Below are 23,364 nucleotides of genomic sequence, written 5' to 3' on the forward strand. Positions count from 1 at the left end.
CGACTTAGGGCGCACGCTCGGTGGATTGCTAGAGCTTAATCTTATCGATATTCGGGACAGTCACCCACTCGGAACTGCCGAAAGACGGAACAGACAAACGGGCCAGCGAGGGTTTCGACCATCAGGTGGCGGAAGTGGGTATAAGAGTGGGGGCGGTTCTCCTCCAGTCGGAATTACCCATCAAAAACATACGATGCTGTAAGAAGAATGGTGGAGCCAAGCGGGATCGAACCGCTGACCTCCTGCATGCCATGCAGGCGCTCTCCCAGCTGAGCTATGGCCCCATCCGTCCGGCAAAGCCGGCGCCCTTACGGGTTTGGGAAACGGCCCCGGAGGGCCGTTACAGAAGGCGGCTTCTAAACCGGCCTCTTCGCAATATCAAGTCTCTCTTGGAGGCAATTTTTCCGGCCGCCGATTAAGCGACCGGATGCACATCACGTCTCGTCGTCTTCGCCGACGCCGACAATGCCGGTGACGTCGTCGCCGTCTTCCTCTTCATCTTCAAGGAACACGTCTTCTTCTTCATCGCCCAGATCGACATCGTCGTCGCCCAAATCCGGCAGGTCGTCGCCACCGCCCTTGGCCTCGTCGTCCGCCTCCTCGAGCGAAACCACATCGGGGGTTTCGTCCTCGGCGTCGGTCTCGCGCTCCTCGGTCTCCTCGTCGTCGACAGGCTTGCCACTCGCCGAATCGAAATAGGTGCGGGGATATGTCTTGCCCGTATAGGGGGAGACGATCGGATCCTTGTTCAGATCGTAGAATTTCCGGCCCGTTTCCGGGTCTATCCGTTTGGTGCCGAGTTCTTCTTTTGCCACGTCTTAGCCTCGTCCTGAAAGAACGGTCCCCTTAACCGCAGTTGTCCGCACTGTCAAAGCCAAAAAACGCGCGATTTTCCGCGAAAAAATGGGCCTTCCCAGGCTCCGCGCGAGGGGATGACCGCCTGAGAAGTCCATGATAGGAGACCGCCCCGAACGATTGAACATGGATGCCGCCTGCGCGACATCGGCGACGAGGTCACAAATGTCTCATCAAGGCGGCGCGCGTCCGGCAACGGCCAGAAAATCCTCCTCGCTCAAGGGAACCGTCCGGATTCCCGGCGACAAGTCGATCTCGCATCGTTCCTTCATGTTCGGCGGCCTGGCTTCCGGCGAGACCCGCATCACCGGCCTGCTGGAAGGCGAGGACGTGATGCGCACCGGCGAGGCGATGAAGGCGATGGGCGCGAAAATCGACAAGCGCGGCGGCGAATGGGTCATCAGCGGCGTCGGCAATGGCTGCCTGCTGGAGCCGGCGGAGCCGCTCGATTTCGGCAATGCCGGCACCGGCTCGCGCCTCACCATGGGGCTGGTCGGCACCTACGACATGAAGACCACCTTTGTCGGCGACGCCTCGCTATCGAAACGGCCGATGGGCCGCGTTCTCGACCCGCTGCGCCAGATGGGCGTGCAGGTGATCGAGTCGGCCCCAGGCGACCGCATGCCGATCACCTTGCACGGCCCGCGCCACGCGGCACCGATCTCATATCGCGTGCCGATGGCCTCCGCGCAGGTGAAGTCGGCGGTGCTGCTCGCCGGTCTCAACACGCCGGGCATCACCACGGTGATCGAGCCGGTGATGACCCGCGACCACACGGAAAAGATGCTGAAGGGCTTTGGCGCCGAGCTGGAGGTCGAGACCGACAAGGAAGGCGTGCGCCACATCCACATCGAAGGCCAGGGCAAGCTCACCGGCCAGACCATCGCCGTCCCCGGTGACCCGTCTTCCGCCAGCTTCCCGCTCGTCGCCGCGCTCATTGTGCCGGGCTCGGATGTCCTGATCGAGAACGTGCTTATGAACCCGACGCGCACCGGCCTGATCACCACGCTCCTGGAAATGGGTGCGGACATCGAGTTGATAGACCGGCGCAACGCCGGTGGCGAGGACGTTGCCGATTTGCGCGTGCGATCGTCTGGATTGAAGGGCGTGACCGTTCCGCCGGAGCGCGCGCCGTCGATGATCGACGAATATCCGGTACTCGCCGTCGCCGCCTCCTTCGCCGAGGGCGACACGCTGATGCAGGGGCTGGAAGAGCTTCGTGTCAAGGAATCCGACCGGCTGTCGGCTGTCGCCGAAGGCCTCAAGGCCAACGGGGTCGACTGCGACGAGGGCAAGGAAACGCTGCTGGTGCGGGGCAAGCCGGGCGGCAAGGGTCTTGGCGGCGGCACGGTCGTCACGCATCTCGATCACCGCATCGCCATGGCCTTCCTTGTGCTTGGCCTCGCCACCGAGAAGCCGGTGACCGTCGACGATCAGGCGATGATCGCCACCAGCTTTCCCGAATTCATGGGGCTGATGGCGGGGCTGGGAGCGGAGATCGTATAAAAATGTACCAGCCGCCGCATCACCGCGAAGACAACCTCGACGTTCAGCATGCGCTGATCCGCGCGCATCCGCTCGGGCTGCTGATCACCGCCGGTGCGGATGGCCCGACCGCCAATCCGCTGCCGTTCCACCTCGATGCGTCGCGCGGCGCCAAGGGCACGTTGCAGGTGCATATGGCGCGGGCCAACGGCCAGTGGAAGGAACTGCTTGCCGGCGCCGCGCCGTTGGTGGTCTTCCAGGGCGCCGAAAACTACATCACGCCGTCCTGGTACGCGACCAAGCGGGAAACCGGGAAGGTCGTGCCGACCTGGAACTATGCGATGGTTCAGGTGAAGGGCAAGGCGACCGTCATCGAGGATTTCGACTGGCTGCGCCGGCAGATCGGCGCGCTTACCGGCGAGCACGAAGGCAAGCGGGCTAAGCCTTGGGCGGTCGAAGACGCGCCCGAAAATTTCATCGCCGCGCAAATCAAGGGCATCGTCGGCATCGAGATCGAGATCTCCGACATTTCTGGCAAATGGAAGGTCAGCCAGAACCGTCCGGCCGCCGATATTGCCACCGTGATCGGAGGGCTGGGAGAGTCCGGCCAGCCACATGAAAATGCCGACATGGCGGAACTGGTGCGGGAATACGGTCACCGCCGATGACGTCCGCCAATCCGCGATAGCACGTATCTGCATGCTGCGATTTCTTCTCCGGTTCCTGATCTTCGCGGCGCTTACCTTGATTACACAGATCGGTGGGTTGGCTTATGTGCTGGCCCCGTCATTGGACGCGCAAGTGGCATTCGATCAAGGCTGCTTGGGCTCTGTCTGTTTGTGGCCTGTTACGCAGCGGCCACTGTTGCGGCTAAGGTCGCCGGGCCTGTGTTCGGCCGAGTGGCCCTGTCCTGCCTTGCCGATGCCGGTAACAAGCTCGCGGTTCGGTCACTCCTCTACTGTTCGCTCAACCGCAACTATGTGACGCCGCGAGTGCGCGACCTTGCAAACGCGCTGGCTGTTCGCATCGACACCGATTTTCCGGGAACGACGACGCTTGCCCTCGACGCCAACTTCCCGTTTTTCGACGGTTTTCCGATGTTCCCGCATCTGTCGCACGCGGACGGCCGCAAGCTCGACGTCGCGTTCTATTACGCGGATGGCAACGGGCAATATCTGGATGGCACGACCCGATCGCCGATCGGCTATTTTGCGTTCGAGCAGCCGGGTATCGGAGCGGATCTGTCATGCCAAGGCCGGGACGACTGGCTTACCCTTCGCTGGGGTCTGGATTTCCTGCAGCCGCTGTTTCCCGACTATCGGCTTGAGCCGCAAAGAACCGCGGCGGCGGTCGGATGGCTGACTACGGAAGGAGCCGCAAAGTTCGGCGTCGAAAAGATATTTTTGGAGCCGCATCTCAAGCAGTCCCTCGGCATCGCAAGTGACAAGGTCCGCTTCCAGGGTTGCCGGGCCGCGCGGCACGACGACCATATCCACATTCAGATCGCGCCCTCAGGCCGTTGAGATCGGGAAAACGCCTTCAGCCTTTGTAAGGCACTCCTTGATAGCATCATTTGCTCACCGAGTGCCCGCAACGATGAAGAATCGAACCGATTTCAATCGGCAGGAACGCCCCGATGGGATGATCCTCTATCGGCCTGCGGGGAACGGACCGACCTATGTGTTGTCCAGGAGCAGGACGCCAAGATTCGCAAACTGATCCTGTGGCAGGTCTTAATTGGCGTGGCAGCAGGCTTTCCGATCATGCTGGCCATTCTGTCCTGGCTTTCCGGCGATCTGGACGCTCCATTGTTGCTGGCCTGTATAGGAGTTGCGCTGACGGTCGCGACTCCTATGGGACTCAGACTGGAACGACGCCGCAAAAACATCGTCCGGCAAGCGCCGGTTTCAGACGCGCAGATCGAACTCCCCGAGGTCAGACACCAACTGGCGCGGCTTTGGTCGGCGGTGCCTGCGTGCCATAGGTTCGCGCTTCGGGCAGCTCCGTTCCTGATGCTGTTTTCCAGCGGGATCATCGTTCTCGGGCATCTGTTTGGGAGATTTCCTGAACGACCTCCTTTGTCCCTTATGCAATCGGCTGCGTTCTTCGTCCTGAGCATCCCGTTTTGCTGGCTGATCGTCCGAACCAGGAGCGGCCGAGCGTCTTCCACAAAAGCCTGAGACATCGGCGCGCCGCACGCCGGGGCGACTTACCCGTTGCGCTCGCGGCATTTCTCCTCCATGTGCGCCGCCATGGAAAAATCGCTCACCATCGCCATCGACGGCCCCGCCGCTTCCGGAAAAGGCACGCTCGCCCGCCGCATCGCCGATTATTATCATCTCGGTCATCTCGATACCGGGCTGACCTATCGCGCCGTGGCGCATATGCTGATCACCAAGGGCTGGCCGCTCGACGACGATGCCCATGCCATCGAAGCCGCGAGGCAGGTCGACCTCGGCAATCTCGACAAGCACGCGCTTTCCGCCCATGCCGTCGCCGACGCGGCTTCGAAGGTGGCTGTTATCCCCGAGGTGCGCAAAATCCTGGTCGAAAAGCAGCGCGCCTTCGCAGCCCAGCCCGGCGGCGCGGTGCTGGATGGACGCGACATCGGCACGGTCGTCTGCCCCGACGCTCCGGTAAAGCTCTATGTCACCGCAAGCGCCGAAGTGCGCGCCATGCGCCGCCTGCGCGACATCGAGGGCCGCGGCGGTCACGCGGGACTAGCCGAAATCCTCGACGACATCCAGCGCCGCGACCAACGCGACATGGGCCGCGCCGACTCACCGCTGAAGCCGGCCTCCGACGCGCACTTGCTCGACACGTCGGAAATGTCTATAGAAGCCGCGTTCCGCGCGGCCAGGGCGATCATAGACGACGTGCTTGCCAAGCGGAACGAAGCCTGAAACGCGCCGGCCTTTTCCGAAACGGGAATTGCCGCTGGCCGAACTAAGGCACGAACCAGCCTGCCAGCATTCCACATGCGCCGGTTTGCCGCTCGTGTAGCGGCCTAAGGTCTTTCAGGAGACCGGAACGCCGGCAGGCCAACGCAACACGAACCCACGGCGCCGCCTTGCCCAAGCGGCAGGGCTTTCAGGAGAAACAATGTCTGAATTCAACCCATCCCGCGACGATTTCGCCGCCTTGCTCGACGAGTCGTTTTCCAGCGGCCATTCCGGCGAAGGCCAGGTCGTTCGCGGCATCATCACGGCCATCGAAAAAGATATGGCCATCATCGACGTCGGCCTGAAGGTCGAGGGCCGCGTGCCGCTGAAGGAATTCGGCGCCAAGGCCAAGGACGGCCAGCTCAAGGTCGGCGACCGCGTCGAAGTCTATGTCGAGCGCATCGAGAACGCGCTTGGCGAAGCCATGCTGAGCCGCGACAAAGCTCGCCGCGAAGAGAGCTGGGTCAAGCTCGAAGAGAAGTTCAACAAGGGCGAGCGCGTCGAAGGCGTCATCTTCAACCAGGTCAAGGGCGGCTTCACCGTCGATCTGGACGGCGCCGTGGCCTTCCTGCCGCGCTCGCAGGTCGACATTCGCCCGATCCGCGACGTCACCCCGCTCATGCACAACCCGCAGCCCTTCGAGATCCTCAAGATGGATCGCCGCCGCGGCAACATCGTCGTGTCGCGCCGCACCGTGCTCGAAGAGAGCCGCGCCGAGCAGCGCTCCGAGATCGTCCAGAACCTCGAAGAGGGCCAGGTGGTCGAGGGCGTGGTCAAGAACATCACCGATTACGGTGCGTTCGTCGACCTCGGCGGCATCGACGGCCTGCTGCACGTCACCGACATGGCATGGCGCCGTGTCAACCATCCGACCGAGATCCTCAACATCGGCCAGACGGTCAAGGTGCAGATCATCCGCATCAACCAGGAAACCCATCGCATCTCGCTCGGCATGAAGCAGCTCGAGAGCGATCCGTGGTCCGACATCGGCTCGAAATTCCCGATTGGCAAGAAGATCCGCGGCACCGTCACCAACATCACCGACTACGGCGCCTTCGTGGAGCTGGAGCCGGGCATCGAGGGCCTGATCCACGTTTCCGAGATGAGCTGGACGAAGAAGAACGTGCACCCCGGAAAAATCCTGTCGACGACGCAGGAAGTCGATGTCGTGGTGCTCGAGGTCGATCCAGCCAAGCGCCGCATCTCGCTCGGCCTCAAGCAGACGCTGGAAAACCCGTGGCACGCCTTCCAGGCCAACCATCCGGTCGGCAGCGAGGTCGAGGGCGAGGTCAAGAACAAGACCGAGTTCGGCCTGTTCATCGGCCTCGACGGCGATGTGGACGGCATGGTGCACCTCTCCGACCTGGACTGGAACCGTCCGGGCGAGCAGGTCATCGAGGAATATCAGCGCGGCCAGATGGTCAAGGCGCAGGTTCTCGACGTCGACATCGACAAGGAGCGCATCTCGCTGGGCATCAAGCAGTTGCAGCGCACCGCCGCTTCGTCGGCTGGCGAAGCCGGCGGCGACCTGCGCAAGAACGCGGTCGTCACCTGCGAAGTCACCGGCATCAAGGACGGCGGCATCGAGGTGCGGCTGGTCGAGAGCGGCGTCGAGTCCTTCATTCGCCGCGCGGATCTTTCCCGCGACCGCGACGAGCAGCGCCCGGAGCGTTTCACGGTCGGCCAGAAGGTCGATGCACGTGTCATCGCCTGGGACAAGAAGACCCGCAAGGTGCAGGTCTCGATCAAGGCGCTGGAAATCGCCGAAGAGAAGGAAGCGGTCGCCCAGTACGGCTCGACCGATTCCGGCGCTTCGCTCGGCGACATCCTCGGCGCGGCGCTCAAGGGCCGCAACTGACCGACGACGGCCTTCAAGCCGCTGCCTGAAAAACGAAAAGCCCCGCCGGAGCGATCCGGCGGGGCTTTTTCGTTGGGAACCTCGTCCAAAGCGGGGCGTTCATCTCCCGACAGGCGCCAGGCGCCGTCAAGAAAACAACCCAGGAGATGCGACATGAACTGGAATCAGGTTGAAGGCAATTGGGAGCAGTTCAAGGGCAAGGTCCAGCAGCAGTGGGGCAAGCTCACCAATGACGACCTCGACGTGATCAAGGGCAACAGGCGCCAACTGGCCGGGCGCTTGCAGGAGCGTTATGGCCAGGCCCAGGATGCCGCAGAGAAAGACATCGACACTTGGCTGTCCAGGCACTGATCAAGCCACTCCACCATCTTTCGATCCCGCCGGGGCGACCCGGCGGGTTTCTTTTTGGGATAGCTTCAGTGAATTTCCGCCGATCCGAAATGGTCGACCGTGAAGAATGAAGCGGATCAGGCTGGGCGAGATTTTGTCTGGCAGTTGATGGCTGCGATGAGCAGGCACAAAAGGTTCCTGAACCAGTTGAGCAGGAGCGAGAAGTTGTAGCCTGCGGCGGCGAGGATGGCGTTGATGGCGTCGCCGTGCTTGCCGGCGAGATAGTTGCGGCCCATGCGGTGCTCGGCCTTGACGTGTCCGATGACGGGCTCGATTGCCGAGCGTCGGCGCATCTGACGCTTGATGGCCGGTGTGACACGGCGTTTCTGGGCGGCGGTGAAGACCCTGAGCTTGTGGCTGTCGGGTGCGTTGTGGCCGCGGTATCCGGCGTCGGCGAGGATGCGGCCGATCTCGCTGCCAATGGTCTTTTCCATGTCGGGGATGATCGCTTTCAGCGTGTGGCCGTCATACGGATTGCCCGGCAGCGCCTTTACATGAAGGGCGAACTGACCGCCCTTCGAGCGCTTAAGCGTGGTGGCCACCGACACCTTCACCCCGAACTCGTAAGGGGCGCGTGCCTTGCCCTTGCCGATGCACTCGACCTCGTGGGCATGCAGGGAGTAGATTTTTCGGCCGCGCTGGCGCTGCCTCTGCCGCAGAACTGCCGATGCCTGGTAGAGCGGCCATCTGAAGAGCGCCTCCAACTCGGCATTGCCGGCGATCCGGCGGGAGATGTCGCGAACAGTCCGGCCGAGATAGGTCTTGAGCTTGCGCAGTGCCTTGCCCGCCCGCTTGAACTGCTTGGCGTGCGCATAGCGCTGGTGCTTGATCAGTGAAAGCTTGCCGACCCGCACATAGGTCTGGCGCAGTCCGAGCCCCGCCTTGCTGGCCAGCCGCACCAGCCGCTCGCGCGCCCGCTGGATGAGTTTTGCATCGGTCGGGAACATCACGTTCTTCGGCTGCACCGTGGTGTCGACGATCACTTGGCGCGTATCGGCCGGCTTCATCGCTCCGCTCTTGACCGCCACCGCGAGGCTCTCCTGCAGCAGGATCGTGATCCGTTCCTCACCCATGCGCTGGCGCCAGCGTGTCATCGACGAGCGGTCGAAGGGCAGCTCGTGACGGAAGAATTCCTCGCCGGTGAGATACTGGAAATAGGGGTTCTCCACCCACCGAGCGCACAATACGTCGTCCGACAGGTCGAAGGTGTGCTTCAGGATCGCCAGCCCCGCCATCAGCCGCGTCGGCAGCGGCGGCATGCCCGGTCCGTCCGAATAGACCGCGCCGAAACGCGCTTCCAGCACCGGCCAGTCGATCGCCTGCGCCAGCCGAACCAGCTCATGTCTCATGTTGATGATCTGATCGAGCCGGGCGCGGAACAGATCCTGCTCCCCCGTCTCGCACTTCTCGCACTTCTCGCGTGGCCTGGACATTGCCGTCGCCTCGATTCGCCCGCCAAACCGAGTGAATCACGCCTCGGCCGACAAGGGAATCGAAAACCAAATTGCAAGAAAACAGCCATCAAACACCGCCTATCCTGCAATTCCAAACGCACCGTACTCACAGATTACAAAGTCAGATCAATGGCTTGTGGATAGTTCACGGGCGACGAAATGGCAAGCCGTTGGGACAGCGACGATTTCGGACCGGCACGATGCCTGAAGGGCGTTGCTTCCGGCCGTTGATGTCAATCCACGCGGTATTCGATCATCGCCGGCAGTTTCGCCGTGATGCGAAGCTGGGGAGCAAGTTCCGCCGGGCTCGTCACGCTGGCATAAGGCAGGCTATAGGCCTCGGCGATCTTGGCGAAATCCGGCGGCGCCGGTGAAACGCCAACCGGTTCGACGCCGACGTCCCGCATCGACAACTCGATCTCGCGATAGCCGCGGTTGTTCCACACCACGAACATCACGCCTGCCTGCATTTCCACCGCCGCGGCGATTTCCGGGAGCGTGAATTGAAAGCCGCCGTCCCCTGTGAGGCAGACGACCGGCAGGTCGGGGCGGGCAAGCGCCGCGCCGATCGCCGCAGGCGGACCATATCCCAGCGCACCATAGCCGGTCGCGGCATTGAACCAGCCACCCGGCCGGTCGTGATCGTAGTAGAGATTGCCGGCATAGACCGGCTGGGTCGAATCCCCGACGATCAGCGCTCCCGGCAAGGCGTCGCGGATAGCCTCCACCGCTTGGAGTTGCGAAGGCAGCGCCGCGCCAAGCCGGGCCAGTTCGGCACGCGCCGCGTTGCGGCAGTTTTCGGCGCGCTTTGCCCCGTTCGATGTGCCTGAGGGAGGGGCGCGGTCCGAAAGGCTGGCCAGCATGGCCTCCAGTCCGGCGTTGCTGTCGGCCTCGACCTTGACCGTCGCGGGGCGACGGTCGAGTTGCTCGGCGTCGATGTCGATGCGGACAAGATTGGCGGGAAAGACAAAGCCGCCGTCGGCGTACATATCGTAGTCGGTCGGGCCGAATTCCGTGCCCACCGCTATCGCAAGGTCGGCCGAGCCGATCAGCGCCCGCACCGATTTCAGGCTCGGACTGGCCGGAACCACGAGGGGATGCCGGTGCAGCAGGCCGCGGCCGTTGGCCGTCAGCACCACCGGTGCGTCCAGGCGCTCGGCAAGCGCCGTCAGGGCCGCTCCGGCGTGCCGTGCTCCGCCGCCAGCGAGGATGATGGGTCGCACGGCCTGCGCGATCATCCGCGCGCCGGCCACCACCGCTGCATGATCGGACTCGGGCAGATCCGCCGTCTCGATCGGCTTAAGCGGCGCGGCCTCCTTGCCCATGACGTCCAGCGGGATCTCGATATGCACCGGCCCTGGCCGGCCGGTCCGGAACAGGGCGAAGGCGCGGTCGATGGCCGGCTGCAATTCCGCCGCGCTCTCGACACGGGCGGACGACAGTGCGACCTTTTCCATCATGCCGCGCTGGTCGGGAAGTTCGTGGAGGTAACCCAGACCCTTGCCGAGCGAAGCGAGTGCGTTGACACCCGATATCACCAGCATTGGCACTGAATCGGCGCGAGCCTGCGCCATGGCGGTGATGGTGTTGGTCAGGCCAGGGCCGGTGATAACGAAGGCGACGCCCGGCCGGCCGCTGGCGCGGGCGTATCCGTCGGCCATGAAACCGGCGCCCTGCTCGTGGCGGGGCGTGACATGGCGGATTTTCGAGCCGGCAAGGCCACGATAGAGTTCGACCGTATGGACCCCAGGGATGCCGAACACGGTGTCGACGCCGTGGTGTTCAAGCAGGGCAATGAGCGATTCGCCGATGGTGGTCATTGGCGTCCCTCCCCCTTGAGGGGAGGGTGGCCCGAAGGGCCGGGTGGGGTCACCGCGGCCGTACGAGGGGCCTTCTTTGCTCTCGAAAAGGTACGGTCGAGCTTGGCCGCAACGACCCCACCCGGCCGCTTCGCGGCCACCCTCCCCTCAAGGGGGAGGGAAAGCTGGCACCACCCGCTCATGCTCGCAGCACCGGTCGCGTCAGGCAGGTCGGCCCGCCTTCGCAGGCGATGCACAGAGCATCCGCCTCGAAGGTTATCGCGGTGCAGCCTGCTGCCTCCATGGCAGCCTTGGTCCTGGGAAATCCAGCGACCGCGATCACCTCGCGCGGCGCAGTCGGCAGCACGTTGAGGCTAAGACCGTGGGAGGCGAAAAACTCGTCGGCGTCGCCCTCGACCAGCCGGATGCCCTTGGCCTTCAGCATCTGGTAGAACGCCGCCGGCAGCAGCGGCGCGTAGACCAGCGACAGGTCGTCGGCCAGCGGGCTGATCACCGACATCAGGTGCAGGCAGGCTTCCTCGCCATGCCACAGCGGCAGGTCGAAGCCGTAGACGGAAATGCCATGGGGAGACAGCAGATTAGCCATCTGCTGGATGCCGTCCTGGTTGGTGCGCACGCCGCGGCCGATCGCCAGCGTCGTACGGTCCACCCACACGCAATCGCCGCCCTCGACCTTGCCGGGCGCCTCGATGCGGCCAAGCACCGGCACGCCGAGGCGCGCATAGGCGGCTGCATGCAGCGCCGGCTCCGGCTCGCGCAAAACCTTGCCCATGGACAGGATGACGGCGCCGTGGTCGGTCACCAGCGAAGGGTCGTGGGTAAAGACGGAATCCGCGAGGCCGTCCTCGATGTCATCCAGCCATTCGATCTGAGCACCCGACGCGGCCACCAGATCGGCGAGTACCTGATGCTGGATGGCTGCCTTCGCCGGATCGAAACCCGGTCCATAATGCCAGCGCTTCGCGTCGGCGCCGCGCATGGCGGAAGAAGCGCGGCGCATCAGCACGCGCTTGAGCGGCGCGGCCATCGCCTGCGAGCCATAGGTTTTTGCCACCGCAACATTCATCGCTGCCTGTCCCTCGTGGATCGTCTCCGGATGCCAGTATCCACGGGCTGTGGGGCACGGCAAGGGCCAGCGACAGACACGGCCTTGGCGTTGAGCCGCCTCATTGCGGCAGCGATCTATAGCAAGCGGCCCGCCAAAACGCGGAGGCGGCTACCGCAGCGAGGTTGCCATCACCCCGCCGTCGACGGTCAGCACGGCGGCGTTCACCTTGTCCATCTGCGCAAGGTGCAGGAACACATCCGCCACGTCCTCCGCCGTGACCTCGACGCCGAGCAGATTGCCGGACATGTATTCCTTGGGCGTCATGCCGCGCGTGGCGGCGCGTTCGACGATCATCTGGTCGGTCATCAGGCCGGTACGGATTCGGCCCGCATTGACGCCGGCAACGCGAATTCCCTCGCCGCCATGATCCACGGCATATTGCTTCATGAGCGCCAGGGTGGCGGCCTTGGGGATGCCGTAGGGACCAAAATCCTTGCCGGGGTTCACCGACTGGTTGGAGATGTTGAACAGGATCGTCCCGCCGCCGCCCTGAGCACGGAAGGCGCGCACAGCTGCCTGGCAGACATGCTGGTGACCGAAGAAATTGAGATCGAAGCTTTTTCGCAGCGCTTCCATCGGCAGGTCGGCGATCGGCCCCTGGTCGGCCGATCCAGCGTTGGAAACGAGCAGGTCGAGCCCGCCGAGTTGCTCGACTATCCCTTCGAACGCCGCCTCGACCGAAGCCCGGTCGGTCACGTCGCAGCGCAATGCAACGCCCTCAATCTCCGTGGCGAGCGCCTGGAGCGCACCCTCGTTGATGTCGAGACAGGCGACAGTAGCGCCCGCGCTGGCGAAGGCCCGCGCCACGGCGCGGCCGATGCCGCTCGCCGCGCCGGTCACGGCGACCCGGCGTCCTTCCAGCGGGCTCGTCATGGCTTTTGCCGGTGCTGCGCTTGCCATCGTCATGCAGCCTGCTTCAGCGACAGGTCACGGAACATGGAGTATGCCCGCTCCGCCGTCTCGCCGCGATGCACGACGGCGCCCAGCGCCTGCAGCATCGCCGCCGGATCGGAGGACTGGAAGACGTTGCGGCCCATGTCGACGCCCGCAGCACCCTGGTTGATCGCCTGGTAAGCCATTTCCAGCGCCTCACGCTCCGGCAGCTTCTTGCCGCCGGCGATCACGATGGGGACCGGGCAGCCGAGCACGATCTTCTCGAAACCCTCATCGACATAATAGGATTTGACGAATTGCGCGCCGATCTCGGCGGCGATGCGCGTGGCGAGGCCAAAGTAGCGGGCGTCGCGCACCATGTCCTTGCCGACCCCGGTGACTGCCATGGTCGGGATGCCGAAGCGCGTGCCCGTGTCGATCAGTTTCACCACATTGCCGATCGACTTGTGCTCGTATTCCGCGCCCACATAGACCTGTGCGGCCATGGCGACGGCGCCGAGCCGGATTGCATCGTCGATGTCGACGGCGACCAGTTCGTTCGACAGTTCGGTCAGGATCGAGTTTCCGCCCGAGCAGCGCAGCACCACAGGCTTGTTGACTTCCGGCGGAATTGTCGAGCGCAGAGCGCCGCGCGTGCACATCAACACGTCGGCGTGTTCGGCCAGTGGCGCGATGGTCAGGTCCATGCGCTCCAGGCCGGTGGTCGGTCCCTGGAAATAGCCATGGTCGAAGGCGAGCATCACCGTCTTGCCCGAGGCCGGGTTGAAGATGCGCGACAGTCTTGCCTTCATGCCCCAGTCGTGATGCGCCGCCCCTTTCAGGAAAAAGCGGCTGGTGTCGGCTGGGCGGCCCTGGCCCCAATCCTTGCCGTCCTTGATGTCGTCGAGATCTGCCATTGTCGTGTCCTCGTTCGGCGCCAACGCCACCCTCCCCCTTGTGGGGAGGGTCGCGGAGCAAATGCCGCAAAGCGGCGTTTGTGACGCGGGGTGGGGGTAATTGGAATTCGACCCCCCACCCCGTCTTGCAGTCTTCACTTCGTTTCGACTGCTCGCGGACCTTCCCCACAAGGAGGAGGATAAACCCGGCGAAGCCGCCGCTATCTCAACTCAATCCTTCGCCACGAAATCCCGCATCGCCGTGAGGATCAGCGAGATCGAGATCGCCCCCGGATCGGGGTGGCCGATGCTGCGTTCGCCCAGCGAGCGCGCCTTGCCGGTGGTGGCGATCATGTCCTTCGTCGCCTCAACGCCGGCCAGCGCACCTTCTACCGCGGTGGCGGTCGCGGCCTGAAGGCCCTCGCCGGCAGCATCGCGCGCCACGCGCGCGGCCGGAGCAAGGGCATCCACCATGGTCTTCTGGCCCTCGACGACGCCTCCGCGCTTGAGCACGGCTGCGAGCCCTTCTTCCAGGAAAGCGGCAAAGCTCGCCCCGTCGATCGTGCCACCGGTAAAACCCTTCGCACCGGAGCGGAACAGCGTGCCGAACACCGCGCCTGCCGCCCCGCCCGTCTTGGACAGGATCGCCATGCCGATGGTCTTGAAAGCAGCGTCGACGCTTTCCGGTTCCGAGGCTTTCAACGCTTCGAGTGCGGCCTCAAAACCGCGCCGCATGCCGATGCCGTGGTCGCCATCGCCGATGGCGAGGTCCGCGTCGGTCAAGATGTCCGTCTGGTCGATCAGCGCCTGGCTGACCGCCACGAGCATGTCGCGGGCGCCGGCCGCGTCGAGCGTTTTCGCCATGGCTCACATCCTCGAATAGCCGAGAGATTCGGCCGGCATGTCGAGATAATGTTTCAGCTCGTCGTCGAGCCTCAGAAGCGTGACCGAGAAGCCGGCCATCTCCTGCACGGTCAGCCAGGTGCCGACATCCGACCGGTGCACCTTGATGCCTTCACGATCCAGAATCTGGCGGATGCGGCGGTTGACGATCAGCATTTCCATCATTGTCGTCGCGCCGAGATTGTTGATCATCAGGGCGACCTCGTCGCCGCTCTTGAACGGCAGGTCGGACAGGAGTTTGGCCATCAACTGGTCGGCGATTTCATCGGCGGGCGCGATCTTCTGGCGCGACACACCGGCTTCGCCATGCGCGCCCATGCCGATCTCGATCTCGTCATCGGCGAGTTCGAAGGTGAGCTTTCCGGTCTCGGGAATCGAGCCGGCGGCGACCGCGACGCCGATCGAGCGGACATTGGCCACCGCCTTGCGTGCCACCCGCTCGACCTCGTCCAGCGTGTCCAGCTCGGACGCCGCCCCGCCCGCGATCTTGATCATGAAAATGTCGCCGGCGATGCCGCGCCGGTCATGCGTGCGCTCCGGGGGAGCGGCGGCGACGTCATCGGTGACACGCACGGTGCGCACCTCGATGCCGTCTTCCTCCAGCAGTTCGACGGCCATGTCGAAATTCATGTTGTCGCCGGCATAGTTGCCGTAGAGGAACAGCACGCCCTTGCCGCGATGCACGGCCTTGGCCGCCTCGTGGATGATGTCCGGCGACGGCGCGGCGAACACCTGGCCGCAGGCGGCGCCGTCGCCCATGTTTTTCCCGACGAAGCCGTGGAAAACCGGCTCATGGCCGCTGCCGCCGCCGATCAACAGCGCGACCTTGCTTTCCGGCAGGTCGGTGCGGACGATCGCAGCGTGCTTGTCCAGCTTGCGGATACGCCCATCATTGGCCAGCACCAGGCCGTCCAGCATTTCAGCGACGACCTTTTTCGGATCGTTCAGAATCTTCTTGGGATTAGCCAACTCTCTCCTCCTCTTCCTGGTGCCGTGCATCGGGCACGTGATCAAGGATCATGAACAGGATCACGCCGGCAAGCAGCACCGGAAAACCGAACACGAAAAGCCCGTGCCAGAATGGCTGGCACAACATGGCGAAGCCGATCAGGATCAGCGCCGAGGCCAGCCGGTAGAACCAGTTCTTCGTGAGGTAAGCGCTCATCGTGCCTTCCCTCCGAGATGCGAGATTCGGCTGCCGTTCTCCCCGTCAAAAAGGAAGCCGCTGGTTATGCGGAACGAGCAGGCGTCGCCCTGCTTGAAGACCAGTTCGGAGGGCACGACCTTGCGGAACGAGCCGGCAGTCGAGTTGATCTGCACGGCGCGCTCAAAACCGCGATTGTCGACGGCATAGACCGAACCGTCATTGGCGCCGGCCGCGCCGGCCGGCCCGACTTCGATGTCTTCGGGCCAGGCGCCGAGCAGCACCTTACGTCCGGCCGCCGGTCCCACCACGCCGAAGGTGCCGATCGGCAACCTCTGTTTGCCGCCCGGGATCAGCACGGAACCGTCGCTTATCGACGCCTCGAAGAAGGCCATGGACGGGCTGCCGATCAGCTTGCCGACGCGCATATTGGCCGGCAGAGCGATGATGTCGTCGATGGTGCCGGTCTGCTGCACCACCCCACCCTCGATGATCGCCAGCCGGTCGGCGATGGCGATCGCGCCGTGATAGTCGTGGGTGGCGTAGAGCATGGTCGAACGGTGCTGGCGGTGGATTTGCCTGAGTTCGGCGCGAAGCCCCTCGCGCAGCTTCAGGTCGAGCGCCGACAGCGGCTCGTCGAGCAGGAACATTTTTGGACGGCGCACCAGGGCGCGCGCGATAGCGACACGCTGGCGCTCGCCGCCCGAAAGCGTGTCCACGTCACGGTCGAGTAGATGCGAGATGCGCAAAAGTTCGGCGGTTCGGCCCACCCGGACTTTGATCTCGGCCTCGTCCTCGCGATAGGTCGGCGACCGCAGCGCGAAGGCGATGTTGTCCTTCACGTCCAGTACCGGCAGCAGGTTGAAACCTTCGAAGACGATGGAAACGTCGCGACCTGACGGGTCGATGTCCGTGACGTCGCGTCCGGCCAGGAACACTTTTCCGGCTTCGAGGCTGAGCAATCCAGCCGCCGACAGAAGCGTCGAGCTTTTGCCCGCGCCCGTCGGGCCGAGCAGAGCCATGATCTCGTTGTCCGGCACTTCGAGGTCGAGGCCGCGCAGCGCCCGCTTGGCGCCGTAGGATTTCTTCAAGCCTTCCAGCTTCAGCATCGGGACGCTCATGCCGCGTCTCCCGTCACGCGCCGGCCCGTCTCCGCGTCGAAGAACAGCAGCCCCTCCGGCACGAAATGCACCGCCTCGGCCGGCGCTGTTCGGTTCGGCCGTTTGTCGACCCCCTGATAGGCATTGCCGCCGATGGAGAAATTGAAGAAGCGATCGCGGCCGACCGAAAACACATCGTCCACCGCAAGCGGGAAGGCGATCGGGTCACCGGGCCCGACCAAATGCACGTTGAGTGGCCGCACGCCGAGCTTCAGTTTCCGCCGGCTGGCGACCGCCCATTGCGGGATACGGTTCTTCGCAGGCGTCAGCGTGACGGCGCTGTCCCCGAGCCTCAAGCCGCCGTCGACCGGCACGAGATCGATCAGGTTCATAGACGGCGAGCCGATGAACTGGCCGGCAAAGACATTCTCCGGCTCGAGGAAGATGCGGTCGGGATCGCCGACCTGCACGATCCGCCCGTCACTCATCAGCACGATGCGGTCGGCCAGGCTCATGGCTTCCCGCTGGTCGTGGGTGACGTAGACGGTGGTGACGCCCAGTTCCCGCTGAAGGTGGCCGAGTTCCCAGCGCATTTCCTCGCGGAACTGCTCGTCGATGGCCGAAAGCGGCTCGTCGAGCAGCAGCACGGCGGGCTCGCGGATGACGGCGCGTGCCAGCGCCACTTTCTGGCGGGCGCCGGGCGGAAGCGAAGCCGGATAGCGGTCGAGGTCGGCGCCGAGGTCAAAAATCCCGACGACCCAGTCGAGCTTGCGCGCGATCTCGGCGCGGGGAACGCCGCGTGCCTTGAGCGGAAAGACGATGTTTTCGCGGATCTTCAGGTGCGGATAGAGCGAGACGAACTGGAACACCATGGCGATGTTGCGTTCGCTGGCCGACATGTCGTTGACGCGCCTGCCGTCGAACAGCACGTCGCCGGACGTCGCCTTCACCAGTCCGGCGATGCAGCGCAGCGTCGTCGTCTTGCCGCAGCCCGAGGGGCCGAGATAGACGACGAACTCGCCGTTCCTGACCGTCAGGTTGACGTTGTCGACCGCCTTGAAGCCGGCGAAGTCGATGGTCAGGTTTTTCAGTTCAATCTCGGCCATCAGTATTTCTCGCCCATCTTGCCGAGATGGCGGACCAGGATCATCGACAGGCCGATGATGATGAAAAGCAGCATGACAGCCAGCGCCGAGGCTTCGCCCGTATAGAAATAGCTGAAGGCGGTTTTCGCGACCGCGAACGACACGGTCTCCGTGCTCGATCCCGGCCCGCCGCCGGTGAGCGCGAAGAACAGGTCGTACTGCTTGAAGCTGTCGATCAGCCGCAGGATCAGCGCGATGAACAGCACCGGCGCCGACATCGGCAGCGTGATGCGGAAGAATTTGTAGGCCGGGCTCGCGCCGTCCACTTCCGCTGCTTCGTAGATGGTTTCCGGGATGCCGCGGAACGCGGCGGTGGCCAGCAGGATGATGAAGGGCGCCCACATCCAGGTGTCGGCTATGGCTGCTGCCCAAAGAGCCGGCGTAGTCTGGCCGAGCCAGTCGACCTTCGACAGGCCGACGACGGTGAGAAGGTAATTGATGACGCCCCATTCCGAATTCAGCATGTAGCGCCAGAGGAAACCGACCACGACCGGCGACAGCATCATCGGCATCATCAGCAGCGTGAACACCACGTCGCGGCCGCGAAAGTTCTTCTGCAACTGGTAGCCGACGAATATGCCGATCAGCATCTGCATGGCGACGCAGATGAACACGAATTTTCCGGTGAAGACGAAGCGGTCCCAGAGCTCCGGGTCGGACAGCAGGAACGTGTAGTTCTTCAGGCCGACCGGCTTCATGCCGGCTGCGGGCCTGAGCGCCGAGAAATTGAAGAAGGAATAGTAGATCAGCGAGAAGATCGGGTAGGCGACCATGAAGATCAGGATCGCCAGCGTCGGCGACAGGAAGCCGAAGATCATCAGCCGGCCGGACGAACGCTTCTTCAGCTCGGCCTGGCGTTGTTCGTGGGAAACAGTGCTCATCGTCCTACCTCCGCCCCAGCACGCCGAAGGTCATGCCCATCAGCAAATGTTTGCGGATCAGGTAGAAGAACACCAGCACGGGGATGATGAGCACCACGCCGGCGGCGCAGATCTGCGTCCATTCGATGCCGGTGGCGCCGGCCGCCGACGAAATCTTTACCGGCAGCGTCTTGGCCTGCGTGGTGGTCAGGATCGAGGCGAAGGCGAACTCGTTCCAGGCGAAAATGAAGCAGAACCCTGCCGAGGCGGCGATGCCGCCCTTGACCATCGGCAGAACCAGCCGGGTGAAGGCATACATGCGCGAATAGCCGTTGACGATGGCGATCTGCTCGACCTCGCGCGGCACGCCGTCGAAGAAACCCTTCATGATCCAGGTGGCAAGGCCGACATTGGCGAAGATGGCGACGAGGATGAGGCCGGTGCGCGTATCCGCCAGGCCCAGCCGCGCGAACATCAGATGGTAGAAGACGAGCACCGCGACAGGCGGCAGCATGCGGGTCGACAGCACGAAGAACATGAAGTCGCCCTTGCCGCGAAAATTGAAGCGCGAGCAGACATAGCCGGCAAGCGTGCCAAGGAACACGGCGAGGAAGGTGCCCACCGTGGAGACGAGCACGCTGTTGAGCAGCGAATCGAACACGCCGACGGCCGAGGCGCTGCCCGCCGCCGCCCCGACGCCGAAGACGCTCTGGTAGCCGGAGAAGTCAGGCGTGAAGAGCAGTTTCGGCGGCATCGAGAACAGGTCGACGCGGCTCTTCAGCGAGGAAATGATCAGCCAGAAGATCGGGCCGAGATTGTAGAAGGTGTAGGCGATGAGCAGCAGCAGGAGCAGCCACCGGCCGGCCAGATCGATCGCTGATGATTTGGATGTGCCCATCGAAAGCAGTCCGGTTGAAGATTTGAGAGCCGGCGATGCCGGCTATCCCTCCCCCTTGAGGGGAGGGTGCCGAGCGTAGCGAGGCGGGTGGGGTCACCTCAACTGCCTCTACGCAAAAAGAACGTCGAGCACTGCCGCGTCGACCCCACCCGGCCGCTGCGCGGCCACCCTCCCCTCAAGGGGGAGGGGAACTCGGCGCATCACTCCACCGGAACGACCTTGTCTTGGCCGACCGGCGAGATCTCCTGGTCCGGCACTTCCGGCGTCTTCTCGCCGCGCTTGATCTCGTAGCCGGCGCGTTCGAGCGTGCGCTCGTTCTTTTCGGCGGCGTCCGAAAGCGCCTGCTGCACAGTCTTTGAGCCTGCAACCGCGTTCGAGACTTCCTGCTGCAGTTCATCCAGCAGTGCCGGATATTCCGGCAGGTGCCAGTAGTCGTTGAGGTAGGCGAGAGCGGTCGAGAACTGCCGGTTGTAGGAGTTCAGGCCTTGCCAGTCCGGGCTTTCCAGGACTGCCTTGAGGCCGGTCTGGCAGACGGCGGCGTAGCGCTTCTGCTGCTCGGGCTGGAAGTACCATTCCATGAACTTGGTCAGCTCGGGCAGCTTCTTGGAATATTTGTTGATGCCCATGCCCTGGCCGCCGACCGAGAACTGGCGGCGGAATTTTCCGTCGCGGCCGACAGCGCCCGGAAGCACGGCGAAGGCGGTCTTGTCAGCGAACTTGTTCACCTTCGGGTCGGCGTTGGAGCCGTTGAAGTAGAACCACTGCATGGCCATGGCGAGCTGGCCCTGCTGGAAGGCGGCGTTGACCTCGTCGAAACCCCAGTTGCCGGAGCCGGGAGGGCCGAACTTGAACATGTCGACATAGGCCTGCACGCCGTCGACCGACGCCGGCGAATCGAGATAACCCTTCACCTCGAAGGTGGCGGGATTGTAGAGCTCGCCGCCGAACGACCACAGGAAGGAGTTAGAGGCAGTGGTGGCGAAGTCGTAGTCGCGTCCGCCCATCTGGCCCCAGCCGTAGAGGCCCTGGTCGGGACGGGTGAAGAACTCGGCGATCTCCTTGGCGTCCTGATAGGTCTGCGGAACAGCGAGGTCCTTGCCGTACTTGGCCTTGAACGCTTCCTTCTCCTTCGGATCCTCGAACAGGTCCTTGCGGTAGGTCAGGCCGTAGGCGTCCTGGTTGGCCGGCAGGCCGTAATATTCGCCCGAGCCGTCCGGATATTCGCCGTAACGCGACAGCGATGCCGGCGGGAATATGTCGGCCTTGAGGTAGCTCGACTTGTCGAAGATGTCGTTGAGCTTGACGGCGTGGCCGGCGAATTCGGCCGTCGACTGGCTGTCCCACATGGCAAAGTCGAAGGCGTCGCCCTGGATTGCGAATTCCGAGGCGATCTTGTCGTGCCACTGCGGCCCGTAGGGCACTAGCGCCGGCACGATCTTCACCGACTTGTCCGGATAGTCCTTGGCGATGTCCATCAGCGCGTCGGCGCAGGTGCCGGCGTGCCAGACGAAGGTAAGCGTGGTCTCGGCGCGGGCCAGTCCGGCGCTCGCGGCAAGCGCCGCAACGGCGACTGTGGCGGACGCGAGCAAGCGCGCGCGCTTGGCGTTGTTCATGATGCTCCTCCAGCGTTTCGCGGGCATCAAAGCGGGCGCTGCGCCCCATCTCCTGCCCTTTCCAAACGCTAGTCAGCCCCGTTAAAAATATCAACTCAAAACTTATATTTTCTCATTTTTTTTGTTACTTATGGCCGAGAACGATACGGCGAAACACCTGAGTCATACCATGTTACCAGTCATCAGATATGCTTCTTGTTTCGAAAAATCTTTGTGTTATCCGATGGTTATGCGGGTCTCTGCGACTTCGCGGCGCAGTTGCGAAATCGCATTGCACAATGAGATTTTTGATAATTTAACATTTTCCTTCCGCGCATCCACCAGCCATGCTACAGGTCGCATAAGATGAAAGCGGAGGAGGAGGCCGCCGACATGTTCGAGCCGGACGGCGACATGCAACATCTGTCCAAGGCCGACCAGCGCCGCGCCGAGATCATACGGCTGCTGATGGAAAGCCCGTCGGTACAGATCAAGGATCTTGCGACGCGTCTCGACGTCAGCCTGATGACCATCCACCGCGACTTGAACGATCTGCAGAACCAGGGGCTGGTGCGCCGGCTGCGCGGTTCGGTGTCGGCGGAAAAGTCCATGCTGTTCGAAAGCAGCTATCTCTATCGCGCACGCCAGCACGTCAGCGAAAAGCGCAAGCTGGCCCGCGCTGCGATCCCCCATATCGAACCCGGCAACGCAATCGTCTGGGATGACAGCTCTACCACGTTCCACGTGACCGAGTTCATCGAGCAGGTGGCGCCGGTCACCATCATCACCAATGCGCTGCCGGTGCTGGAAAAGCTGCGCGACGCGGCGGAGATCGACCTCATTGCGCTCGGCGGTAAATATCATCGCGCCTATAACGGCTTTTTCGGCCTTGCCTGCGAACGTTCGATCCGCTCCTACCGGGTGGATGTGGCGCTGATGTCGACCACCACCATCCAGGGCCTGTCGATGTTCACGCAGGACGAGCAGGTGCTGCGCGCCAAACAGGCGATGATCGAAATCGCGCGCAAACGCATCCTGCTGGTCGACGAGAGCAAGTTCCATTTCTCCGCCCTCAACCACGTCGCCGACCTGTCAGCTTTCGACGTGGTGCTGATCTCGAGCTCGGTGGATTCGTCCACCATCGCCCGCCTGCGGGATGGCGGCGTCAAACTGCAATTGGTCTAGGCCCGGCTGTTTAGCGGGCGGTAATCAAGGGGAAATCATGTTCGAAACTGGCAAGGCGCGCCGCCTGGCGCGCATGTTCAACGCACGGTCGGGGAGGATGCTGTGCCTGGCGTTCGACCACGGCATGCAGGTCGGCACCGTTCCCGGCACCGAGGACCCGGCGCGCATGCTCGACGCGGCGGCGGAGGCCGGCGTCGACGCGGTGATCCTCAATCCGGGGATGATGGTGCGCCACGGCCAGCGCCTCGCCGGCGGTCCGGCAGTCATCCTGCGCATCGACCAGACCTCGATGTGGCGCGAGGGTACGAAGACCGCCTATCCCGACACGCACCAGCGCCTCGTCTCCTCGGTCGAGGAAGCCGTGTCGCTCGGCGCCGAAGCGGTCATCACCTATCTGTTCACCTGCAATAACCGGCCCGAAGAAGAAACGCGGTCGTTCGAGATCTGCGGCGCGGTGGCGCAAGCCTGCCGCAAATGGGGCGTCGTGCATGTGATCGAGGCGATGGCGGCGCGGGGCGGTTTTGTCCGCTTCGACGATCCCGACGTGATCGCGCTCAACTGCCGTATCGCCGGCGAGTTGGGGGCCGATCTGATCAAGACCGACTGGTGCGCCGACAAGGGCCGCTTTGCTGAAATCGCCACGCAATCGCTGGCGCCGGTGGCGCTGGCCGGAGGCCCGGCGCGCGCCGGCATCGACGCGGTCGCCGACTATGCGCGCGATGTCATCGCCTCCGGCGCAAAGGGCCTGATGTTCGGCCGCAACGTCATCCAGCAGCCGGACGTGCGGGCAACGCTGCTGGCGCTGAAGGAGATTGTCCACGGCTAAGCCGCGTGGTTGGCCCGCGGCCGGTCCAGT

22 protein-coding genes, 1 tRNA gene and 1 pseudogene are annotated in these 23,364 nt (G+C 63.7%); 9 read left to right on the forward strand and 15 right to left on the reverse strand.

All coding sequences use genetic code 11. The features are described from left to right. Positions 1-208: 208 nt before the first annotated feature. Positions 209-284: transfer RNA gene (locus ABMA59_RS08525), tRNA-Ala, on the reverse strand. 150 nt (positions 285-434) lie between these two features. Next, the gene (locus tag ABMA59_RS08530) at positions 435-815 is read right to left on the reverse strand and encodes a TIGR02300 family protein (protein ID WP_349004910.1); all 381 of its coding nucleotides are present in this window, start codon (positions 813-815) and stop codon (positions 435-437) included. Between the two features lie 205 nt (positions 816-1,020). On the opposite strand from ABMA59_RS08530, the gene aroA reads away from it, so the two are divergent. From aroA to ABMA59_RS08565, 7 genes and pseudogenes are all read left to right on the forward strand, one after another. Further along, positions 1,021-2,361 (forward strand): 3-phosphoshikimate 1-carboxyvinyltransferase, encoded by a 1,341-nt coding sequence (gene aroA / locus ABMA59_RS08535; RefSeq protein WP_349004911.1) that lies wholly within the window; start codon positions 1,021-1,023, stop codon positions 2,359-2,361. Between the two features lie 2 nt (positions 2,362-2,363). Further along, positions 2,364-3,008, forward strand: coding sequence for an FMN-binding negative transcriptional regulator (locus ABMA59_RS08540; RefSeq protein ID WP_349004912.1), 645 nt, complete (start codon positions 2,364-2,366; stop codon positions 3,006-3,008). Positions 3,009-3,039: 31 nt separating this feature from the next. Next, positions 3,040-3,863: pseudogene (locus tag ABMA59_RS08545) on the forward strand (hypothetical protein). 240 nt (positions 3,864-4,103) lie between these two features. Next, entirely contained in the window at positions 4,104-4,520 is a 417-nt protein-coding gene (locus tag ABMA59_RS08550) for a hypothetical protein (protein ID WP_349004913.1), read from the forward strand. A gap of 72 nt (positions 4,521-4,592) precedes the next feature. Continuing rightward, positions 4,593-5,243 carry a (d)CMP kinase gene (cmk, locus tag ABMA59_RS08555; protein ID WP_349004914.1) on the forward strand — a complete coding sequence of 217 codons (651 nt, stop codon included), beginning with the start codon at positions 4,593-4,595 and terminating at the stop codon, positions 5,241-5,243. A 199-nt stretch (positions 5,244-5,442) separates the two neighbouring features. Further along, the gene (gene rpsA, locus ABMA59_RS08560) at positions 5,443-7,140 is read left to right on the forward strand and encodes a 30S ribosomal protein S1 (protein ID WP_349004915.1); all 1,698 of its coding nucleotides are present in this window, start codon (positions 5,443-5,445) and stop codon (positions 7,138-7,140) included. Positions 7,141-7,293: 153 nt separating this feature from the next. After that, positions 7,294-7,491 carry a CsbD family protein gene (locus tag ABMA59_RS08565; protein WP_349004916.1) on the forward strand — a complete coding sequence of 66 codons (198 nt, stop codon included), beginning with the start codon at positions 7,294-7,296 and terminating at the stop codon, positions 7,489-7,491. A gap of 116 nt (positions 7,492-7,607) precedes the next feature. Here ABMA59_RS08565 and ABMA59_RS08570 read toward each other — a convergent pair whose 3' ends face one another. From ABMA59_RS08570 to ABMA59_RS08630, 13 genes are all read right to left on the reverse strand, one after another. Beyond that, positions 7,608-8,963: an IS5 family transposase gene (locus ABMA59_RS08570; RefSeq protein ID WP_349004917.1), complete on the reverse strand. Its 1,356-nt coding sequence runs from the start codon at positions 8,961-8,963 to the stop codon at positions 7,608-7,610. Positions 8,964-9,217: 254 nt separating this feature from the next. Beyond that, complete coding sequence (locus ABMA59_RS08575) at positions 9,218-10,804, reverse strand: 5-guanidino-2-oxopentanoate decarboxylase (protein WP_349004918.1); 1,587 nt, start codon at positions 10,802-10,804, stop codon at positions 9,218-9,220. Between the two features lie 178 nt (positions 10,805-10,982). Then, positions 10,983-11,831 carry a dimethylarginine dimethylaminohydrolase family protein gene (locus ABMA59_RS08580; protein ID WP_349005217.1) on the reverse strand — a complete coding sequence of 283 codons (849 nt, stop codon included), beginning with the start codon at positions 11,829-11,831 and terminating at the stop codon, positions 10,983-10,985. A gap of 189 nt (positions 11,832-12,020) precedes the next feature. Then, positions 12,021-12,818 carry an SDR family oxidoreductase gene (locus tag ABMA59_RS08585; RefSeq protein ID WP_349004919.1) on the reverse strand — a complete coding sequence of 266 codons (798 nt, stop codon included), beginning with the start codon at positions 12,816-12,818 and terminating at the stop codon, positions 12,021-12,023. Then, positions 12,815-13,702 carry a 3-hydroxy-5-phosphonooxypentane-2,4-dione thiolase gene (gene lsrF, locus ABMA59_RS08590; protein ID WP_349004920.1) on the reverse strand — a complete coding sequence of 296 codons (888 nt, stop codon included), beginning with the start codon at positions 13,700-13,702 and terminating at the stop codon, positions 12,815-12,817. The genes ABMA59_RS08585 and lsrF overlap by 4 nt, the downstream gene beginning before the upstream one ends. A gap of 210 nt (positions 13,703-13,912) precedes the next feature. Further along, complete coding sequence (gene dhaL / locus ABMA59_RS08595; protein ID WP_349004921.1) at positions 13,913-14,545, reverse strand: dihydroxyacetone kinase subunit DhaL; 633 nt, start codon at positions 14,543-14,545, stop codon at positions 13,913-13,915. Positions 14,546-14,548: 3 nt separating this feature from the next. Continuing rightward, positions 14,549-15,553 carry a dihydroxyacetone kinase subunit DhaK gene (locus ABMA59_RS08600; RefSeq protein WP_349004922.1) on the reverse strand — a complete coding sequence of 335 codons (1,005 nt, stop codon included), beginning with the start codon at positions 15,551-15,553 and terminating at the stop codon, positions 14,549-14,551. After that, positions 15,546-15,749 carry a hypothetical protein gene (locus ABMA59_RS08605; RefSeq protein ID WP_349004923.1) on the reverse strand — a complete coding sequence of 68 codons (204 nt, stop codon included), beginning with the start codon at positions 15,747-15,749 and terminating at the stop codon, positions 15,546-15,548. Before ABMA59_RS08605 ends, ABMA59_RS08600 begins: the two co-directional genes overlap by 8 nt. Beyond that, the gene (locus ABMA59_RS08610) at positions 15,746-16,849 is read right to left on the reverse strand and encodes an ABC transporter ATP-binding protein (RefSeq protein WP_349004924.1); all 1,104 of its coding nucleotides are present in this window, start codon (positions 16,847-16,849) and stop codon (positions 15,746-15,748) included. Before ABMA59_RS08610 ends, ABMA59_RS08605 begins: the two co-directional genes overlap by 4 nt. Further along, complete coding sequence (locus ABMA59_RS08615; RefSeq protein ID WP_349004925.1) at positions 16,846-17,934, reverse strand: ABC transporter ATP-binding protein; 1,089 nt, start codon at positions 17,932-17,934, stop codon at positions 16,846-16,848. Before ABMA59_RS08615 ends, ABMA59_RS08610 begins: the two co-directional genes overlap by 4 nt. Next, the gene (locus ABMA59_RS08620) at positions 17,934-18,854 is read right to left on the reverse strand and encodes a carbohydrate ABC transporter permease (protein WP_349004926.1); all 921 of its coding nucleotides are present in this window, start codon (positions 18,852-18,854) and stop codon (positions 17,934-17,936) included. The genes ABMA59_RS08615 and ABMA59_RS08620 overlap by 1 nt, the downstream gene beginning before the upstream one ends. Positions 18,855-18,858: 4 nt before the next feature. Further along, a complete protein-coding gene (locus ABMA59_RS08625) occupies positions 18,859-19,731 on the reverse strand; it encodes a carbohydrate ABC transporter permease (RefSeq protein ID WP_349004927.1) in 873 nt (290 codons plus the stop codon). A 200-nt stretch (positions 19,732-19,931) separates the two neighbouring features. Beyond that, positions 19,932-21,344 carry an extracellular solute-binding protein gene (locus ABMA59_RS08630; protein WP_349004928.1) on the reverse strand — a complete coding sequence of 471 codons (1,413 nt, stop codon included), beginning with the start codon at positions 21,342-21,344 and terminating at the stop codon, positions 19,932-19,934. A gap of 345 nt (positions 21,345-21,689) precedes the next feature. Here ABMA59_RS08630 and ABMA59_RS08635 point away from each other — a divergent pair, with 345 nt between their 5' ends. Together ABMA59_RS08635 and ABMA59_RS08640 are read left to right on the forward strand one after the other, a co-directional pair. Continuing rightward, positions 21,690-22,508: a DeoR/GlpR family DNA-binding transcription regulator gene (locus ABMA59_RS08635; RefSeq protein ID WP_349004929.1), complete on the forward strand. Its 819-nt coding sequence runs from the start codon at positions 21,690-21,692 to the stop codon at positions 22,506-22,508. Between the two features lie 37 nt (positions 22,509-22,545). Then, positions 22,546-23,334: a class I fructose-bisphosphate aldolase gene (locus ABMA59_RS08640; RefSeq protein WP_349004930.1), complete on the forward strand. Its 789-nt coding sequence runs from the start codon at positions 22,546-22,548 to the stop codon at positions 23,332-23,334. The last annotated feature ends 30 nt before the right edge of the window (positions 23,335-23,364 follow it).

Origin of the sequence: Mesorhizobium yinganensis, from assembly GCF_040081985.1 — a bacterium.
In the GTDB taxonomy this organism is placed as follows: Bacteria; Pseudomonadota; Alphaproteobacteria; order Rhizobiales; family Rhizobiaceae; genus Kumtagia; species Kumtagia yinganensis.

Excerpts from the sequence above, each read along its gene's own strand:
- ABMA59_RS08635 (WP_349004929.1), top strand. The coding sequence starts at position 21,690 with ATGAAAGCGGAGGAGGAGGCCGCCGACATGTTCGAGCCGGACGGCGAC.
- ABMA59_RS08565 (WP_349004916.1), top strand. The coding sequence starts at position 7,294 with ATGAACTGGAATCAGGTTGAAGGCAATTGGGAGCAGTTCAAGGGCAAG.
- ABMA59_RS08630 (WP_349004928.1), bottom strand. The coding sequence starts at position 21,344 with ATGAACAACGCCAAGCGCGCGCGCTTGCTCGCGTCCGCCACAGTCGCC.
- ABMA59_RS08640 (WP_349004930.1), top strand. The coding sequence starts at position 22,546 with ATGTTCGAAACTGGCAAGGCGCGCCGCCTGGCGCGCATGTTCAACGCA.
- lsrF (WP_349004920.1), bottom strand. The coding sequence starts at position 13,702 with ATGGCAGATCTCGACGACATCAAGGACGGCAAGGATTGGGGCCAGGGC.
- ABMA59_RS08605 (WP_349004923.1), bottom strand. The coding sequence starts at position 15,749 with ATGAGCGCTTACCTCACGAAGAACTGGTTCTACCGGCTGGCCTCGGCG.
- ABMA59_RS08625 (WP_349004927.1), bottom strand. The coding sequence starts at position 19,731 with ATGGGCACATCCAAATCATCAGCGATCGATCTGGCCGGCCGGTGGCTG.
- ABMA59_RS08585 (WP_349004919.1), bottom strand. The coding sequence starts at position 12,818 with ATGACGATGGCAAGCGCAGCACCGGCAAAAGCCATGACGAGCCCGCTG.
- ABMA59_RS08615 (WP_349004925.1), bottom strand. The coding sequence starts at position 17,934 with ATGGCCGAGATTGAACTGAAAAACCTGACCATCGACTTCGCCGGCTTC.
- aroA (WP_349004911.1), top strand. The coding sequence starts at position 1,021 with ATGTCTCATCAAGGCGGCGCGCGTCCGGCAACGGCCAGAAAATCCTCC.
- ABMA59_RS08540 (WP_349004912.1), top strand. The coding sequence starts at position 2,364 with ATGTACCAGCCGCCGCATCACCGCGAAGACAACCTCGACGTTCAGCAT.
- ABMA59_RS08550 (WP_349004913.1), top strand. The coding sequence starts at position 4,104 with ATGCTGGCCATTCTGTCCTGGCTTTCCGGCGATCTGGACGCTCCATTG.
- ABMA59_RS08620 (WP_349004926.1), bottom strand. The coding sequence starts at position 18,854 with ATGAGCACTGTTTCCCACGAACAACGCCAGGCCGAGCTGAAGAAGCGT.
- cmk (WP_349004914.1), top strand. The coding sequence starts at position 4,593 with ATGGAAAAATCGCTCACCATCGCCATCGACGGCCCCGCCGCTTCCGGA.
- rpsA (WP_349004915.1), top strand. The coding sequence starts at position 5,443 with ATGTCTGAATTCAACCCATCCCGCGACGATTTCGCCGCCTTGCTCGAC.
- ABMA59_RS08570 (WP_349004917.1), bottom strand. The coding sequence starts at position 8,963 with ATGTCCAGGCCACGCGAGAAGTGCGAGAAGTGCGAGACGGGGGAGCAG.
- dhaL (WP_349004921.1), bottom strand. The coding sequence starts at position 14,545 with ATGGCGAAAACGCTCGACGCGGCCGGCGCCCGCGACATGCTCGTGGCG.
- ABMA59_RS08580 (WP_349005217.1), bottom strand. The coding sequence starts at position 11,831 with ATGGCCGCGCCGCTCAAGCGCGTGCTGATGCGCCGCGCTTCTTCCGCC.
- ABMA59_RS08610 (WP_349004924.1), bottom strand. The coding sequence starts at position 16,849 with ATGAGCGTCCCGATGCTGAAGCTGGAAGGCTTGAAGAAATCCTACGGC.
- ABMA59_RS08575 (WP_349004918.1), bottom strand. The coding sequence starts at position 10,804 with ATGACCACCATCGGCGAATCGCTCATTGCCCTGCTTGAACACCACGGC.